This is a genomic window from Peptoniphilus lacrimalis DSM 7455, from assembly GCF_000378725.1.
GTDB classification, from domain to species: domain Bacteria; phylum Bacillota; class Clostridia; order Tissierellales; family Peptoniphilaceae; genus Peptoniphilus_A; species Peptoniphilus_A lacrimalis.
Window position 1 is genome coordinate 1 of the sequence record NZ_KB900371.1, and the last position, 16,867, is coordinate 16,867.

The following is a 16,867-nucleotide window of genomic DNA, read 5'->3' on the forward strand; positions in this document are numbered from 1 at the left end:
CTCTAAGCCTGTGTTTAGTTTTCACCATATCGCCTGTAACGATATATGGATTTTCATAACAACCATTCTTACTCATCCACAAACACCCCATCTTTGATGGGAATTGCCGTTAGGCAAATTCAAACGTTTAGACCCTTACATTCGGAAGTACGTCAGTACTTTGGTATACACATTCTCACCATGCGTATTCGACACCCGACATATAGGTAGCACCGTCCACCTCTGAACAGCTTTCGTGTCTGATGTTAATATCAGTCTTACGGCTACTCTCTGCCGACTTCACCGAGCTTTTGACAATGAAATAGTCTAATATTCATTGCCAATCGGAGTATCAGTGTAGGCATTTCAGGGCGTTACCCCGTCATTCTACCTATCAGATTGCCAGTTCTCCTAAGTTTTGAACTTTCAGTCCTTCGACTTAGTGCATAAGCTTTTCACTTATGAACGTGTCGCACGATTGTCATTCCCATAACCTTCCATCAGGTTGATAACACCCCATGCTCCAAGTCCTGCACCTACTGCCATTACCAAAATCTTTAATACATTAACTGCCTGTGTAAAAAATTCCATAATTTATTCCTCCTCGCTTTCTTCTTTCTTTTCAATCTTGTTATATGACTTCACTACAAAGTTTTTGTAAGTCTTTCCCTCTTTTTCACGCTTCTTAAAGTAACCAAAGATATGAATCAAATCGCCTTTTTCAAAGTCCTTTGCTTTCTCCGATTTTTCTCCATAGGCGGCACAGTTGATATACTCCTTGCCTTTCCCGTACTTTTTTACAAGCGTGAAGTTTGCAACCTCAACAGTTTCTCCCTCTTTGTCAAAATTTGAGAAAGTGGGCTCTGCCAATAAATTGGCATTGATGTTAATCATTTCTTGCTTCATTAAAAATTTCTCCTTTTCTTTCAATAAAAAAGCGATTGGAGTTTTTTCTTTTCCAATCGCTAATGCTCATCCTATTTACTTTTTTCTTAGTGGGACTTCGTATTCTTATCATCTTACCTCCTGGCTTTGAGTAATAAAAAAGCAGCAAATCTATGTTCTTTAGACTTACTGCACTCTTGTAATAACTGTTTCCCTATTCAGCTTTGCTTTTCCTTTTCGCTTCATATAGCTTTCTATGTCAAACAAATTTTTCTTGTCATAGTCCTCAAGCAGCTTATAGTTCTTGTGTTTTGTAATATCGAATTTATCTGATAGAAAAGGTCTGACACCACGAAGCTGAAAAATACATTTACCGCCGTCCATGACCGTAATTTCATCTTGGCTCATAAGCTCCTTACCTGTCTTTTGATAATTAAGTCCAAAACTCTTTTGATTACTCCTTGTTTCCGATGTGTTGTAAAGGTCAATGGTTTCTTTACCAAGCGTTTCAGAAAGCTCTTTAAGTGTTGTTTTCTCCTTTCCACCAAGAAATAAAGTGCTATCACAGTTGCCCACGATTGTGTCAGCATTATCTTTATAGATTGCCTTTAGCTGAGATTGTGCTTGAAGAATTATACTCGCTGATATTTCTCTGGAACGGATTGTCGCTATCAGTTTTTCAAACTTTGGAATTAAGCCGATGTTTGCAAACTCGTCAAGTAGGCATCTTACATGAACAGGTAATCTTCCTCCATACACATCATCTGCCTTATCACATAACAAGTTAAATAGCTGAGAATACATAATAGATACCACAAAGTTAAAAGTATCATCTGTATCGGAGATGATAACAAAGAGTGCTGTCTTTCTATCTCCCAGTGTATCAAGCTCAAGTTCATCTTCACTCATTAGTTCTCTTAGCTCTCTTATGTCAAAAGGTGCAAGTCTTGCTCCACAAGATATTAGAATTGACTTGGCAGTTTTTCCTGTAACAACTTGTCAAGGACTTTCTAATCATTTTTATGGGGTTTTTTATCTTTTTCTCGCTCCATTTCCCTAAGCATTATCCTTTTCAATTTATCTTGCATAGTTTCAGTCGCATTTTCATTAAAATGGACAACAACCTCATAAGTTGCCATTCCAATCTTCTTTATGGTCTTTATTCCTGTATTTTGTTCGTTTTTATTTTCGTGCATATTAGTTTCCCTCCTGTTAGTTGCAATCAAAAAAAGACGATAGAGTTTTATTTCTACCGCCTTTCACAAGTCTTGTAGCTATTCATTTAATAACGCTTTACCATTTACATATTAAATTTTCAAATCCTTATTGTTCAGCATTCCGCCAAACATCGTATGATACATATCCTTGGAAGATTCCTCTATCTTTGTAATACTTGATATTTTATTTCCTGCATCTTTTGATGATGCTCCGCAAAGATAAAAGGCTTCACTGTCTGTTCCATAGTCAATGGCAATATATCTATCGTGATACTTTTTACCTGCAATTTTCATCTTCAGATTGATATTAGGGTAATCTTTTCTAAAATCGTTTAGGATATTTTTTGTCAGCATATCCTTGTTTTTCACATTGTCGCTAAAGACTATAATTTCAACATTGTCTTTTGCAGCTCTTAATAATTCTAAGGTTTTCAAGCCTATATAGTTATCTATTACATAAATGCTTTTCTTTGCAGACTTATATATTTTTGTATAAGCAACATCTGCTTCAATCTTATCTCCATTCATTAAAAGGAAATGCTTGTATGTGTCTGGATCTATAAAATTATCCATAACCTTTTTCAAATCTTCTTTTGTAGCCATTTGCGACTTTATTTCAGCTATATCCTTTGTGTTTTGATTTGTCTGTACTGCTATTTGTACCAATTCTTTTGAGCTAATAAAATCTTGATTTTCGATTATAAAGTCTTTCATCTGCTTAAATGTTCTAATTAAGGCTCTACTTTGCCTAATCGCAAGTTCACCTCTTAATACCGTCATAAGCATATAAATACCTTGTTCTGTAAAGGCATTTGGTAAGTATCTTGAACCGCCCCAACTTGAGGTGAAATTTTTGCACCTCAAGTTTTCAAATTCATTCTCGGTAAGTTGAAACATAAAATCTTCGCCTTCAAACTTCTCAATATTGTTTTTTACCTGTCTATTAAAGTTTTTTGTTTCATAACCATATATTTCAGCTAAATCTGCATCAAGCATTACTTTTTGCCCACGAATAAGATATATTTTTTCTTGTATAGTTTTATCATCTACAATAACTATCTCTTTATTTTCTTCTGCCATGAAATGCACCTCCAACATTATCTAAATTCTTTTATATTTTTCTACTCCACCTTCAGCTTTTCCGATGTGTTCCACATTTTTTACAAGTCTCTTATTTACATTTTCATAAAACCATCTGCCAATCAATGCCGGCGGTGTTGCGATTAACTCTCTCAAAACAAATTCTTTGCCTTTCGGTAAAGAGCTAATTTTGTTTAATAAGGTAGTATATAGGTCAGCATAGCTTGTATTTTCTTGTAAACTACTACACTTACAATATTCAGTAACGCTTGGGAAACCTCCCTCTATTGCTTTTTTAGTTAAAATTTCAAGTTCTTCATCGGTTACAGTAAATTGAATTCGCATTTATATATCCTCTCCTTATAACTGAGTTTATTACCATATCATTATCATTTTATCATAAATACGATATTTTTTCCATACTGCAATTTTAAGCCCTATTTTACACTTAGCTATAGTCTCATATCTATTTTATGATTAACGCTCTAAAAACACCTTTCCACCGTCTTATGCGAAGTCTACAAGTGTTCACCCTTGTCATAATCTTCAAAGGTATATACTTTTTTCCCTTTGTCCTGTTCATACCAATGAACTAAGGTCGCATAATGGTCTTTGTAGTTTCTTCCTGTACTTTGCATATAGGTTGACAGCTTCTCTATCATTTTATCCCTATGACCTTGCATTTTATCCTTTAATTTTCCATATTCTTCATCAGTTAAGGAAACATTTTTATATTCTCCATAAAGGTTGGGGGATATTTTTTCTATCTCCCCCTCTTTTTCTAACTCTATATCTATCTCTTTATCTATCTCTATATCTCCGTTGCAGTTTTGTTGCAAAAGGTTGCAAGGTGTTGCACCAGTGTTGCATTGCAACGCTTTTTGTCCTCTCGATTTTCTTGAACGCCTTGTAGAAGCTGTTTCTGAACCTATAAGACTTGGGATTTCTGTTAAAAAATACTCGTCATTTTCTGTGATTATCTCCATCAAGCCTTGTGCTATAATATAATTTACTGTAACCATTACATCATCTTCCGTTTCATCAATCGTTAAGGCAATCTCTTTGATAAAGTCTGTTTCTACTCCATCATAATACAGCTTCCCACTATCTTTTAAGCTAAGTAAAAGCAATTTAAGATAGATGATTGTATAGGTATCTCCTCCTGATATTTTTCTTAGCCTTTTGATTCTCTTATCTGTAAAAAAATCTTCTTTCAATTTTAACCAATAGTATCTTCTGTTGTCTGCCATTTTTATCTTTCCTCCCCTTTATTTTTATAATTTTCTTTAGCCTTTTCCTTGGCTTTTTGTTTGTACTGCCCCTTTATTTCCTCTTGCTCTTGGAATTTTTTCAGTTGTGCAATCACACTTGGTTTATCTCCTCTCTTAATTGCCTTGTCTATCTCTATGCTTAGGTCTATTCCATACTCTTCATTGACAATCTTTACTGCATATTTGATATGGTCTATCTGCTTAAATTCGTCTTGAACTTTAGCTTTATCTTTGGTTAGCTCTTGTATCTGATTTTCAAGGCTTGATATTTCTTTCTGCCAATCACTCGACTTTATAGCTGATGTTCCAGTAAATTTTTCTATGATCTTTCTTGCTCTTTGGTATCTGTCTATTTCTTTTTTATGGGAATTGTAAAAACTGTCTTTGAATAGTGTCTTGCTTTTGTATTCCTGATAGACTTCTTTGTTTTCTCTGATAGCGTCTATGCAGCTTACACATTGATTTAGGTCTTTTATTCTTTGTGTTTTATCTTGAATATCACCACTTATCTTTTTACTTTGCTTTGCCAGTTCAAAGACTTTTCCTTGTAGGTCTGCTATGGTTTGAAGATGATTATCTTTCAAATAGTAGATTGCTTTTACAAATCTCTTTAGGTCTGCATTTCCCTTTTTTATCTGTCCGTAGTAGGATAAATTTTTTGTTTTTTCTCCCTGTATCTCGTTGTAGATAGAAATATACTCATAGAGGTTAAAGAGTTCCGCTTTGTTCTCCAGTTCATCTTTCTTGGTCTGTTTATACTCATCGTATTTTGCTTGCAGATTTCCAAGTAAAGAGTCTATCCAAGAGGTGATTTCTTTTATCTTGTTCTTGATGGCTTTTACTAAAGAGTTATGCTTTTTGATTTCTCTATTGATATTTCCTTTGTCGGTTTCGATTCCTTTTTTCTCTAAGGCACTGGCACTTGCTCCCATGTGAATGGTTGGGATTTCTTCTATCCCTTGTCTTTTGTAGGAACGATGATCTACTCTCTTTTCCTGATGATTTTTTTCTAAATACTGATTACAAAGGCTTGCAAAATTCTTTCTCCATTTCTCTGCGTTGCCTTTATCGTTCCAGTCTGTCAGCTCTACTTTTCTTGTTTTGTAATTACCACTTTTTAGTTTTATCTTTTCTCCCTTTTCATCAAGAACATATTCTTTTTTGCTTTTTGCCAGCCACTCTCCTTTTTTATTAATCGGTCTAAGAGTAGTCATAATATGTGCATGGATATTGTTATTTTCTTCATCACTTTCATCATGAATTGCAAGGTCTGCTATCATTCCTTTTGATACAAAATGTTCTTGTATGAAGTCGGTAATGAGTTTCTTGTTTTCTTCAAAGGATAATTCTTTTGGTAGAGCAATGATAAAATTTCTTGCAAGCTGTGCATTGCTTGCTTTCTCATTTAGTTCAACGCTGTTCCATAATGTAGTTCTATCTTTTAATGCTATGGGAACATTCTCCGGCAAGAAGATTTCTGAATGTAAAAGTCCCTTTTTATTATGGTAATCGTGAACTTCTCCGTCCCATTCATTTTTGATTTTCTCACAAGAGATATATGCTGCACTTGCAACTGCCGATTTACTTTTTCCTCTGCTTATCATAGAAATATTAAAGTGAAATGTTTCTGCCACTTTTAAGCTCCTTTCATTTTTTGTTTGTTTTCAGGTAAAGGAAAAAGCAGACAGGTTATTTTTTGTATCTTTTCCTATCTACTTTATCCGTATGTTTTTATTAAGTTTTGGATTTTTAAAGACTTGCTAAAATCCCTTAGTTTTTCTAAGGGCGCAATTATACACCCTAAAGGGTGCTTTGCGTTCTGCGAAGCTTTTTGCCCTTGCAGGGAGCTTCTGAAAAAACTATGGTTTTTTATTTTATCTACTCTATCTCTGTTTCATCTTCCATATCTTTCCCATTTATCATTTCTTCATAGGCTTGTCTGTATTCTTTTGTGTGAGTAGCAACTTTAAGTAATTCTTCTATCTCATCGTTAGTAAACATGATAGGATTTTTAATGACTCTTTCTACTATCAAGCCTCTTTGTATGAGCCTATGATTTCTTCTTTTTCGTTCCTTTTCGTTTGCAAGTTTTTCTAATTTCTTGCCTTGATTTTGTAATTGTTTCAGCTTCACATCGCACTTTTCTCTTTCTTGCTGAAGTTCAGAAATTTGTTCCTGTACTTCCTGTAATGTGTTTTCTTTCTTCATTTTTCATTCCTCCGTTTTGGTATCTGCTTGTTTCCATAAAGAAAGGTTAAGCACCTTTTTTTGACACTTAACCTTTCCAAGTTTTTAGATTTTATCTTCTAAAATCTTTCTCAGTTTTTCTAAAATCCTATCCCTCCTCCCACTGATTGCTTGATGTGTAACTTTCTCTCTTCTGCTGATTGACCTTAGACTTTCTTCTTTGTAGAAGATGGCTTCCATCAACTCTCGTTCTTCTTTTGAAAGAGTATTTAATGCTCTATGAAGTTCTTCAATTCGCATTTTTACTTCTACAATTTTTTCTAAGTCTATCTTTTCATCTATGATGTTATCTACAAAGTGTCCATCATGATCCAGTGCCGAAAATGGTATTACATTATGCTTCCAATCTTTTCTTTGGAGATACTTTTCATGCTCTGTTATCTTCCAATAGGCTTTGTAGACTTCTTCACTTACAGGTACGGCTTTGCCTTTTACATAAAGGTAATATTCTTTCTTTGCCACTTAGTCATCCTCCTTTTTAAGTTCTCTGTTTTGGTTTTGAGAATAAAAAAGGAGGACTTCTACACTTTGACGTAAAAAGTCCTCTCGGCTTAAAAACTAATGTTTTATATAATTTTCTATTTTGTTGTTTCTGGTAAAGTATTATTGCTATGTGTAAGCAATTCCAAGAATAAAAAAGGATAATTATATCGTTCTGTGAAAACCGAAACTATAAGTTTTGACATAATTATCCCTCCATTATTTTCCCTCCTAAGTAAATTTATTATTAAATCACTCCTGCTTTTTCAAAATGCTTTTTGAGTATCTTTGTTGCAACGAATGCTCCTATACAAGCAAGAACAAAAGTTATCAAGCCAAATCCTACTGCCCACGAAACTTTGAAATAAGATAATGCTTCATTTATTTGTGCTTCGCTCATTTTCCATTTTGATGCTCTTTCCACAAAAGAAGCTGTCCCGAATAAAATCACAGGAATTACTGTTCCTAAAAAATCTGCTAATGCAAATATCCCATATCCAATAATCATTCGTCCCTTGCTCTCATAATTTCCTATAATCAAATCACATATAATTCCACCGATTACAGCAAAGACTGCATGAGGCAAATGTCCTCCTGACAATGCAATTAAACCAAGAAGCGTTCCTGATATTGTAAATACGCCCTTCTTTTTAACTTTCAAAGCCATAAGTATATAAACGGTAGCAGCTACCATAAAGCTAACTCCTGAAGCAATAAATCCTCCAATCACTGTTGTTGCCATAGCAAATGCAACCACCATGTATATGACAATTCCAATTGCATTAAAGATTCCGATTGTAATAAAATCACGACCATTTAATTTGTTTTTCATAAAAGTCCTCCTAATAAATTTTCTGTATTACTATCACAAGAGCAATCATCAAAGCTCCTAATAGTCCAATCAACAAATCCGCCCATCTAAACCTCAATTTTGTCAATGTAACCCTGTTCTCATCACTATCAAGTCCTCTAATGAGTGCTGAAGCTGACAGTTCATCTGAAATCTTAATCATCCTCATTAAAAGTGGAACAAGCGTATATTCAATATATTTAAATGGATGTAGCAACGGGAAAAATCTACTTGTTACGATTCCTCGAATCTTCATATTCTCTTTTAATGCCTTGAGTTCTATTCTTATAGTTGGTACAAACCTAAGCAAAACACTAAAAGGTATACCAATGCTTCTTGGTACTTTCATTCTATTTAATGCTTCAAGCATTTCACTTACACTTGTAGTCTTTGTTATATATCCACCAAACATAGCAATTAAGGTCATCCTTGATGCAAAGTAAATAAACATATATATTGCAAATACGATACTTGCTTCACGAAACTTTCCAAGCCCTAACTCTATGCAGTATAAAAGCACAAAAAACAAAATAAAGCGTAATGCTCTTTTCCACATACTACTGTATACATACAGAAAAAAGGCAAAGACAATCAGTCCGAAAAGTAGGATTGTATCGCTTATAAAAAAGCTGGTAAAGGAGGCAATTGGAAGTAGAATAAGTTTTATTCTCGGATCGACTGTTTTTCTATCTATCAAGTTCTCTACCTCCTCTCATCTTGTCTAATATGAGAAATTTATTACTTTCACTCATATTCAGAACCTTTTCTATTTTTCCATCTCCCATTACCCATAGCTCACTCACTGTGTTTGCTAAAAACTCAAAATCATGACTTATCACCAAAACTGTTGTCCCATTTTTTAATTGTTCTTCAATCAATTTTGCGACTGAAAGCATTGAGTCTTTATCACAACCTGATGTTGGTTCATCATAGATAAAAACTTTTGCCTGTTTCATCATTCCACAAGCTATTGTCAGTCTTTGTTTTTCTCCTCTTGATAAAGCAAACGGATGCTTGTCTATATATTTATCTAAGCCAAGTACATTCAAAATAAACTTTGCCTTTTGGGTATTTTCTTTTTTATTTTTACTTGAAATACCAAGTAGCATTTCATCAAGTACACTTTCCGAAAACAACTGATAGTCTGAATCTTGAAAGACAAAATATGACATATCCATTAAATCTTTGTGATTAAGCGACTTATCTTTTCCCGCCCATATTGTCCCCTCTTTTATCTTCTCAAGTCCTGAAAGCACTCTTGCAAAGGTAGTTTTCCCAGTACCATTTAAGCCGATAAGACCAATGGCTTTTCCGCACTCCATATTGAAATCAAGATGATTTAAAATGTACTGTTTTTGCTTCTTTCCATTCTTAGCTACATTCGAATAGCAAAATCTCAAGCCTTTTCCGCTGATACTTTCATCCTTTAATTGATATGAATCTTTCTTCTCACTTATCCTGTATTCTTCTAATTCAAGAGTTCTTAGTCCATTCTCATCCCAAAACTCCCCTTCAAGATGAATAACTTCTTCCCGACTCAAGTCCAGTGCAATTTCTCCATCTTTCACCAAAAGAAAACGGTCAAATAAAGATTTTACATAGTACAAACGATGTTCAATTAGAACAACTGTTGTTCCTTTTTTCTTTAATTTTCCCAAAATTAAAAATAGGTCAAATGTTGCTTTCATATCCAAATTTGCTGAAGGTTCATCTAAAATTAAAACTTTCGGATTCATCGCATAGATACTTGCAATAGCTATCTTTTGTTTCTGTCCGCTTGATAATTCAAAAACAGATTTTCCTTTCAGTTCCTCAATATCCAGTTCTGCATATACTTCTTCTACTCTCTGTTTTATTTCATCTCTTGATTTGCAGATCGTTTGAAGCCCAAAAGCTATTTCTTCATCTGTAGTTGTTGTAAAAAACTGACTTCTTGGATCTTGAAATACAGTCCCTACAATATGCCCTATTTCATGAAGTAATAATTTGCTTATATCTTTTCCGGACACAAAGGCTTCTCCTTTCATTTTGCCTTTGTAATAATGTGGTATAAGACCATTCATTACACTTCCAAGAGTGCTTTTACCACTTCCACTTTTCCCTGAAATTAAAACAAATTCACCTTTTTTAATTTCAAGATTGATATTTTTTAAAGCAGTTCGCCCATCTTCCCATTCATAAGAAACATTTTTTAACAAAATCATGATTATACCTCGTACTGAGCTTTCCATAATTTTGTGTAGTAACCATCTTTCTCAAGAAGTTCCCCATGCTTTCCTTTTTCAAGTAAATTTCCTTTTTGAAATACGAGAATTTGGTCAGCTTTTTGAATGGTTTTTAAATGATGAGCCACTACAAGTACAGTTCTATTCTTTGCAAGTTCTGTAATAGCATCTTGTATCAAAGATTCATTTACAGGATCAACATTACTTGTCATTTCATCAAGAATTAAAATAGGTGCATCCTTTAGAAAAGCTCTTGCAATAGATATTCTTTGTCTTTGTCCACCTGATAAAATCCCACCATTTTCTCCAATATCAGTTTCATAACCTTTTGGTAAACTCATAATGAAATCATGTATTCTCGCTTTCTTTGCAGCTTCAATGATTTCTTCTTTCGTTGCTCCTTTTTTACCTACCTTGATGTTTTCTTCAATTGTATTATCAAACAACTGAACATTTTGCATGACAATACTAATACGATCTAAAAGCTCATCATAAGGAATATCCCTTATATCAGTTCCTCCGAGGGTAATTTTTCCTTTATGCACATCATAAAATCTTAAAAGCAAGTTGGTTATAGTAGTCTTTCCACTACCTGATTCTCCAACTAAGGCTGTCATTGTTTTTTCAGCAATAGAAAAGCTCAAGTTTTCCATTTTAAATTCATCTTTTTCATAAGAAAAATCTATGTTTTCAAATGCTATATCATTATCTTTCGGAACAATTCCATTCACTTTATCCGGGATTACATCTGCATATAAAATTCTTGAAAGTCTTTCGTAACTATCTACCGCCGAAACATAGTACATATAGTGTTGTTCCATAGAAGCGAATGGCTTATAAAACTCTTTTGAAATTACCGCAAAGATAATAAAATTAAGTACATCAAGATTTCCCTTTACAACAAATATTGTTCCTGCAATTAAAAGAACTAAATATCCAATATCCAGTAAAAAACCAAATATAGATAACTGTTTTGCCTTGAATCTTGAAGCTGCTTTGCTTGTTTCTCCAAACTTCTTTGTTTTATTCATAAGCTCATTATCCAAGCTCTTATTGTTAGAAAAACTCTTTAATACAGGTATTCCTCTCACATATTCAACAAATAGGCTAACCATATCAAGAAGTGCTGAGTTATTCTGATTCTCTATTTTTTCAGATTGCTTAATTGTCAGATATAGAAAGATAAGTGCAATCGGAACAGATACAGCCATTAGAATAGCAAGTTTTAAATCAATACTTGCAAGACCAATAAATACGACTGCACCTATCAAAAAATCGCCAAACATTCTTGACCACATGTGTCCTACAACAAGTGACATATTATCAACATCTTTGTGTAAAATTGTATTTATTTCCCCAAGTCGTTCATTGGTATAAAATCCTAAGCTGAATTTTTTCAATTTAATAATCATGCGTTCTCTTATTTGCTGAACAATATCAAAACCTGCACTATGCTTTTTCATATCTGCGACCATATTACAAATACCTTTGAACACTACAAGTAATCCAATCGCAATAAAATATTTATATAGGCTTGCTAAGCTCGTTCCGTCAAAGATTTGGAACAGTATAGAAAATACGATAACAATCATGGCTATGGAGCTGAGTCCATAAAGGGCAAAGAATACACTTGATATAATCAAATCTCTCTTGCCGGTTTTTGTTAGTAGTTTTAACATTTCTCTAAACATTTTCTGTTACCACCTCTTTCAAATTCCATCTATCTACCTTGTTCTGTGCTTCAACCATATCCTTATAAAAATCACATCTTTTCATCAGTTCTTCATGGCTTCCTGCATCAAGAACAACGCCCTTATCCATAACTATAATCTGGTCTGAATCTCTAATCGTATTTAGATGATGAGCAATTGTAATGATAGTTTTATCCTTACTTAAATCATCAATCGCTTCACCGATTAGTCTTTCATTTTCACTATCAACAGCTGCCATTGCCTCATCTAATATTAAAATCGGTGCATTTTTAAGTATCATTCTCGCAATTGATATTCTTTGTTTTTCTCCACCGGATAACTTAACTCCCATTTCACCTACTCGTGTTTCATATCCATTTGGTAATGCTGAAATAAAATCATGGCATCTTGCTTTTTTAGCAGCTTCTATGACTTCTTCTTTTGTTGCATTTAGTTTTCCAATTGCTATATTTTCAAAAATACTTAAATCAAAAAGGATAACTTCTTGTTGCACACTACCAATCAGCATTGAGATATTTTCTTGACTATATTCTTTTATATCTTTTCCATTTATCAGTATTTGTCCTTCATCTGCATCCCAAAATCCCATAAGCAAATTAGATACCGTACTCTTTCCACAACCGCTTGCTCCTACAAAGGCGTTCAAACTATTTTTCTTAAAATTCAAATTGATATTTTTAAGCTCAAAGCTATCTTTTCCGTATGCAAAATTCACATCTTTAAATTCTATGTTTCCAAATTCTAAACCTTGTTCTGTTTTTTTCTTTGGAAGCGGAACTGTTAAAACTTTTCCAATTGCCTTTAGAGCTTCCTTAAACACAATAGAAAAATGTTGCAATGTAGCCGTCTTACTTATAGATGCAGTAAAAGCAGACGATAAAATAATGGCAAGTATAAAATTAGGTGTTGTAATATTTCCATAGTAAAGAAATATACTTCCCAAAATCATGACAATAACTACTCCAATTTCCATAAATATGTCAATAAGTCCCATTGGAATTGTAACCATCCCCATGCTCTTTTTAACCCAGTAAATATATTCTCTTGCCGTTTTTAATGTTCTTTCACTAATTTCCTCTTCTTTAGCAAAAGCCTTAATCACAGAAATATTTTTTACATATTCCATTAGCTCTTCTCTCATCTTGTTTTCATGGTTAAAGTAAATAGCAAAGTTTTTATCCATTGTTTTCTGTGAAAGAACTTTTACCAAATACATGAGTGGAACTCCGGCAATCATTCCAAGAGCAAGACGTAGGTCCACAAAAATCATAGCTACAAAAATAATGGTAGGCAGAAGTGTAACTGACATTATTTCAGGAAGACCATGAGCAAGATATACTTCCACTTGTTCTACATCATGTTGAACAATGTTGGTAAGCTCCCCAGTATTATGTTCTTTAAAAAATCCCAAACTCAGTTTTTTCAGATGACCTATAATATCTAACCTAAGTTCTGTTAATTTTTCGTATGCTTTCTCATGGGCAACCTTTGTTGCAAAATAATAAAACACTCCTTTTAATACAAATGAAGTAAAGATTCCTAAGAAAATATATTTCAAATTATCTTCGCTAATATTGTTTGTGATTAAAGAACTAATCAAATATACGAGTAAGATTTGTGGTATCAAATCAAATACTATTTTTAAAGCAAGAAGTGAATTGGATAAGCCGTTTTTCCCAATCACTTTTTTTCTTAATTCTTTTTCCGGCATGAACAACTCTCCTTTCAAAATTGAATAATATTGAATTTTAATTCAGTATTAAGGTTTAAAGTAAGACTTTGCTGATTACGCAAAGTCTATTTTATCCGATCACTATATTTTTTTAAATTACTGTATCAGCAAATCAAAAATTATAGCACAATCTTTTTCCATTTTCTAATCTTAGTTCTAAACGTTCCAAAAGGGGCAACCGTATTAACATGAATAAACTTATAAACTTCCCATGTCGCTGTTTTAGTAGCTTCATCAGCCCATTTTCTCATATGCGGTTGAAATAATTCTTCTTCACTTAGTGTATCAATCATTGTATAGATAGATATAATATTTTCTTTCAATCGTTTCTTTAATTCTTCTATCGATAAATGAGCATAAGTATCGGTAAACCACTGATATAATTCTCCAAGTTGATTCCATTTAAACATATCCGACGGTGTCTTTACTTCAAAACCGTTTTTCTCATCTTTTTCCCATTTCAAAACTAATGTTGTCCATCCGAGTTGATAAGCAAGATTTTCTGCTGGTGTTCTGTCAACTTCAGGGACTCTCTTATCTTTGAGAGATTCAGGAATAATATCAAATTCAGAAATATACTTTTCAAAACTTTTATTTATCTCAGATTTCAGTTCTTCTTTATCTTTATATATCTTCAAAATATCTCCTCCAAAAATTTAAATTTATCGCATTTAAATATCAAATCAACTTACAATGATTCCACTCCCTTGTAATAACACTTTGCAATAAGTTTTAGCATATCTTTTGCCCACTTTTCACTTTGATAATGCCTTGCTATTTCAAGAAGTCCCTCTGTAAAGTTACTGGCTAAAATATGGGCAAGCATTGGATCATATTCCTGTTTCGATTGTCTTTTTAAACTTACTTCAATATGAACCTGCATTTGCGATATGAGTTTTTGTTTTGCTTCTGTATGCTTTGTACCTGAGCTTTTATCCATTAAAATAATTAACTTCTTACGATCTTTTAAAAGTTCATGAATATAATTTTCTCCAACTTCATCAAACCTTTCAGAAGCAGAACCTTTTTCCAAAGATTCTTCCTCATTAAAAGCTGACTCGAAGTTTATATAAACAGAACTTACTACTGCATCAAACAAAACTGCCTTATTTTTGAAATAGGTATAAATTAGTGCCACAGGAATATCTGCTTCTTTTGCAATTTCTGTTAATTTGGCACCTCTATAATCCTTTTTATAAAATACTTTTTCTGCTGCTTCGAGTATTCTATTTCTAACTTCTTCTTTTAATACTTGTGCCATAGCACACCTCTTTCTATTCCAATACTGAATCTATATTTAATAATAAATTAAAATTCAATATTTGTCAAGATAGATTTAAATATTTGTTTTTATATACTCACTCACCGGTATCCCCACTCTTTTCAAAACCTTTATTTTCTCCTGTTTCTTCTGTTCTCTTCTTGCCTTATATTTATCTTCATACTCTTTCTGTTTTCCGCTTGCTTTTCTCTTAAGATAATTTTGATGTAACTTGTCCTTTCTTTCCTTGATTTTTCTTTCTTCTTCCTCAAGTTTTTGTTTTTCTTCCTCACTTAACTCCGCCTGTGGCAGTTCATAATTGCCTATGAAATTAAAGTAAATTTCTATCTTTTGCTTTGATGTCTGACTTCCTTTTCTATCTCTTTCATGTACGATAATTTTTTCTACAAACTCATTTATCATTGTAGTTGTAAGTTCATCAAAGTTTTCATAACGACTGATAAGAGATATAAATTTCTTAGCTCTGTCTGTTTCTTTTTCATATCTTGATATTTCAAGCTCTAAAGCTTTAATCTCTTTGCTTAAAGTTATCTGTTCCGTTTCATATTGGTTATTTAGTATTTCATATCTGCTATTTGGTATTTTGTTAAGGATCATATCTTCGTAAATTCTGCACATCAGTCGTTCAAGTTCCTGAAGTCTATTTTGGCTTTCCGTTAATCTTATCTTTTTCTTTTCTATCTCTATTTTTTCTTTTTCTTCCATTTCATTTTGAATAGAACGGATAAAGTCTTCATTATCTTCATCAAGGTTTTTTTTAATGTCTTTCAGTGTTTCCCTAATAAGATTTAAAACTGCTTCTGCTTTTATTCTGTGTGCTGATGGACAAAGTGTGCCGCAAGGTACTTTCTTGTAATTGCTGCAAACATAGTATGGGACATTCTTGTAGTTGCTTGTTCTATGAACATACATCTTGCTCCCACAATCTGCACAATACATCAGTCCTGTGAGTGGGTGATATTCGCCCCAACCGTCAGGATACCTTTTTACATTTCCTCTTATCCTTTGCACATTATCAAAGGTTTCTTGGTCTATGATTGGCTCGTGTGTATTTTCAAAAATAAGCCAGTTATCCTCGGATACATATTTACTTTTCTTATCCTTGAAGTGTTTTCTTGTTTTGAAATTGACTGTATGTCCTAAGTATTCCTGTTTCTTTAGAATACTTGCTATTGTGGAACTACACCAACGATATGGGTGTTCAAAGTTTTTGCTTTGATATAGCCCATAGCCTAATTTTTGTTGATGGTAGGCGGGTATATCTACTTTTTCACTCTCCAATATCTTTGCTATTCGATACGGACCATTGCCTTGCATGGTCATATTGAATATTCGCCTTACTATCTCTGCTGCTTTTTCATCTACTATCCATTTGTTTTTATCTTTTTCATCTTTGATATAGCCATAAGGCGGTGTACTTGCCGTATGTTTTCCACTTTCGCCTTTTGATCTGAAAGTCGATTGGATTTTTCTTGATGTATCTCTTGCATACCATTCGTTCATGATATTTCTAAAAGGGGTAAAATCATCTTCTCTGTAAAAACTATCTACATTGTCATTGATAGCGATTAGTCTTACGCCCTTTTGTCTTAGTATCTCCATACATTGACCGACTTTGAGATAATCTCTGCCAAGTCTGCTCATATCTTTTACAATGATACAACCAATATTTCCTTGATTGACTCCGTTCATCATTGCCATAAATCCCGGTCTGTCAAACTGTGTTCCGCTGATTCCGTCATCTGTAAAGTGAATTATGTTTGACAGGTTATTTTTGCTTGCGTATTCTTCCAATATTTTTTTCTGATTGATGATAGAGTTACTCTCTCCTTGCAGTTCATCATCACGACTTAATCTTTCATAGAGTGCTGTTATCTTTTCAAAATTCCTCATTTTTACCCCCTTTC

Annotated in this window: 18 protein-coding genes and 1 pseudogene; all 19 read right to left on the minus strand. The window is 33.3% G+C overall.

Annotated elements, in window-relative coordinates:
* Positions 1 to 438: 438 nt before the first annotated feature.
* Complete coding sequence (locus tag F594_RS09510; RefSeq protein WP_000394211.1) at positions 439 to 570, minus strand: Maff2 family mobile element protein; 132 nt, start codon at positions 568 to 570, stop codon at positions 439 to 441.
* Between the two features lie 3 nt (positions 571 to 573).
* Positions 574 to 885: a hypothetical protein gene (locus F594_RS0104940; protein ID WP_000807037.1), complete on the minus strand. Its 312-nt coding sequence runs from the start codon at positions 883 to 885 to the stop codon at positions 574 to 576.
* On the minus strand, positions 866 to 997 hold the full coding sequence (locus F594_RS09935) for a hypothetical protein (protein ID WP_019034762.1): 132 nt from the start codon (positions 995 to 997) through the stop codon (positions 866 to 868). The genes F594_RS0104940 and F594_RS09935 overlap by 20 nt, the downstream gene beginning before the upstream one ends.
* A gap of 53 nt (positions 998 to 1,050) precedes the next feature.
* A pseudogene (locus F594_RS0104950) lies at positions 1,051 to 1,863 on the minus strand (VirD4-like conjugal transfer protein, CD1115 family); the annotation flags it as partial.
* Between the two features lie 11 nt (positions 1,864 to 1,874).
* On the minus strand, positions 1,875 to 2,060 hold the full coding sequence (locus F594_RS0104955; RefSeq protein WP_019034763.1) for a transposon-encoded TnpW family protein: 186 nt from the start codon (positions 2,058 to 2,060) through the stop codon (positions 1,875 to 1,877).
* Positions 2,061 to 2,171: 111 nt separating this feature from the next.
* Positions 2,172 to 3,161 carry an ORF6N domain-containing protein gene (locus F594_RS0104960; RefSeq protein WP_005957950.1) on the minus strand — a complete coding sequence of 330 codons (990 nt, stop codon included), beginning with the start codon at positions 3,159 to 3,161 and terminating at the stop codon, positions 2,172 to 2,174.
* 21 nt (positions 3,162 to 3,182) lie between these two features.
* The gene (locus F594_RS0104965; protein WP_001222545.1) at positions 3,183 to 3,506 is read right to left on the minus strand and encodes a hypothetical protein; all 324 of its coding nucleotides are present in this window, start codon (positions 3,504 to 3,506) and stop codon (positions 3,183 to 3,185) included.
* 173 nt (positions 3,507 to 3,679) lie between these two features.
* Positions 3,680 to 4,411, minus strand: coding sequence for a phage replisome organizer N-terminal domain-containing protein (locus F594_RS0104970; RefSeq protein ID WP_019034764.1), 732 nt, complete (start codon positions 4,409 to 4,411; stop codon positions 3,680 to 3,682).
* 2 nt (positions 4,412 to 4,413) lie between these two features.
* Positions 4,414 to 6,066 (minus strand): MobQ family relaxase, encoded by a 1,653-nt coding sequence (gene mobQ / locus F594_RS0104975; protein ID WP_000852173.1) that lies wholly within the window; start codon positions 6,064 to 6,066, stop codon positions 4,414 to 4,416.
* A 244-nt stretch (positions 6,067 to 6,310) separates the two neighbouring features.
* Complete coding sequence (locus tag F594_RS0104980) at positions 6,311 to 6,640, minus strand: DUF3847 domain-containing protein (RefSeq protein ID WP_000712033.1); 330 nt, start codon at positions 6,638 to 6,640, stop codon at positions 6,311 to 6,313.
* A gap of 84 nt (positions 6,641 to 6,724) precedes the next feature.
* Positions 6,725 to 7,141, minus strand: coding sequence for a sigma factor-like helix-turn-helix DNA-binding protein (locus F594_RS0104985; protein WP_001074478.1), 417 nt, complete (start codon positions 7,139 to 7,141; stop codon positions 6,725 to 6,727).
* 265 nt (positions 7,142 to 7,406) lie between these two features.
* A complete protein-coding gene (locus F594_RS0104995; protein WP_000791750.1) occupies positions 7,407 to 7,991 on the minus strand; it encodes an MptD family putative ECF transporter S component in 585 nt (194 codons plus the stop codon).
* A gap of 10 nt (positions 7,992 to 8,001) precedes the next feature.
* On the minus strand, positions 8,002 to 8,706 hold the full coding sequence (locus F594_RS0105000) for an energy-coupling factor transporter transmembrane component T (protein WP_000567178.1): 705 nt from the start codon (positions 8,704 to 8,706) through the stop codon (positions 8,002 to 8,004).
* Entirely contained in the window at positions 8,696 to 10,213 is a 1,518-nt protein-coding gene (locus F594_RS0105005) for an ABC transporter ATP-binding protein (protein ID WP_019034765.1), read from the minus strand. The genes F594_RS0105000 and F594_RS0105005 overlap by 11 nt, the downstream gene beginning before the upstream one ends.
* Before the next feature lie 2 nt (positions 10,214 to 10,215).
* A complete protein-coding gene (locus tag F594_RS0105010; protein WP_019034766.1) occupies positions 10,216 to 11,925 on the minus strand; it encodes an ABC transporter ATP-binding protein in 1,710 nt (569 codons plus the stop codon).
* Positions 11,918 to 13,657, minus strand: a complete 1,740-nt coding sequence (locus tag F594_RS0105015) for an ABC transporter ATP-binding protein (RefSeq protein ID WP_019034767.1) — start codon at positions 13,655 to 13,657, stop codon at positions 11,918 to 11,920. Before F594_RS0105015 ends, F594_RS0105010 begins: the two co-directional genes overlap by 8 nt.
* A gap of 140 nt (positions 13,658 to 13,797) precedes the next feature.
* Positions 13,798 to 14,316 (minus strand): ClbS/DfsB family four-helix bundle protein, encoded by a 519-nt coding sequence (locus F594_RS0105020; RefSeq protein ID WP_000708365.1) that lies wholly within the window; start codon positions 14,314 to 14,316, stop codon positions 13,798 to 13,800.
* Between the two features lie 50 nt (positions 14,317 to 14,366).
* Positions 14,367 to 14,939, minus strand: a complete 573-nt coding sequence (locus tag F594_RS0105025) for a TetR/AcrR family transcriptional regulator (protein ID WP_000079884.1) — start codon at positions 14,937 to 14,939, stop codon at positions 14,367 to 14,369.
* Between the two features lie 75 nt (positions 14,940 to 15,014).
* Positions 15,015 to 16,853, minus strand: coding sequence for a recombinase family protein (locus tag F594_RS0105030; protein ID WP_019034768.1), 1,839 nt, complete (start codon positions 16,851 to 16,853; stop codon positions 15,015 to 15,017).
* Positions 16,854 to 16,867: the final 14 nt, after the last annotated feature.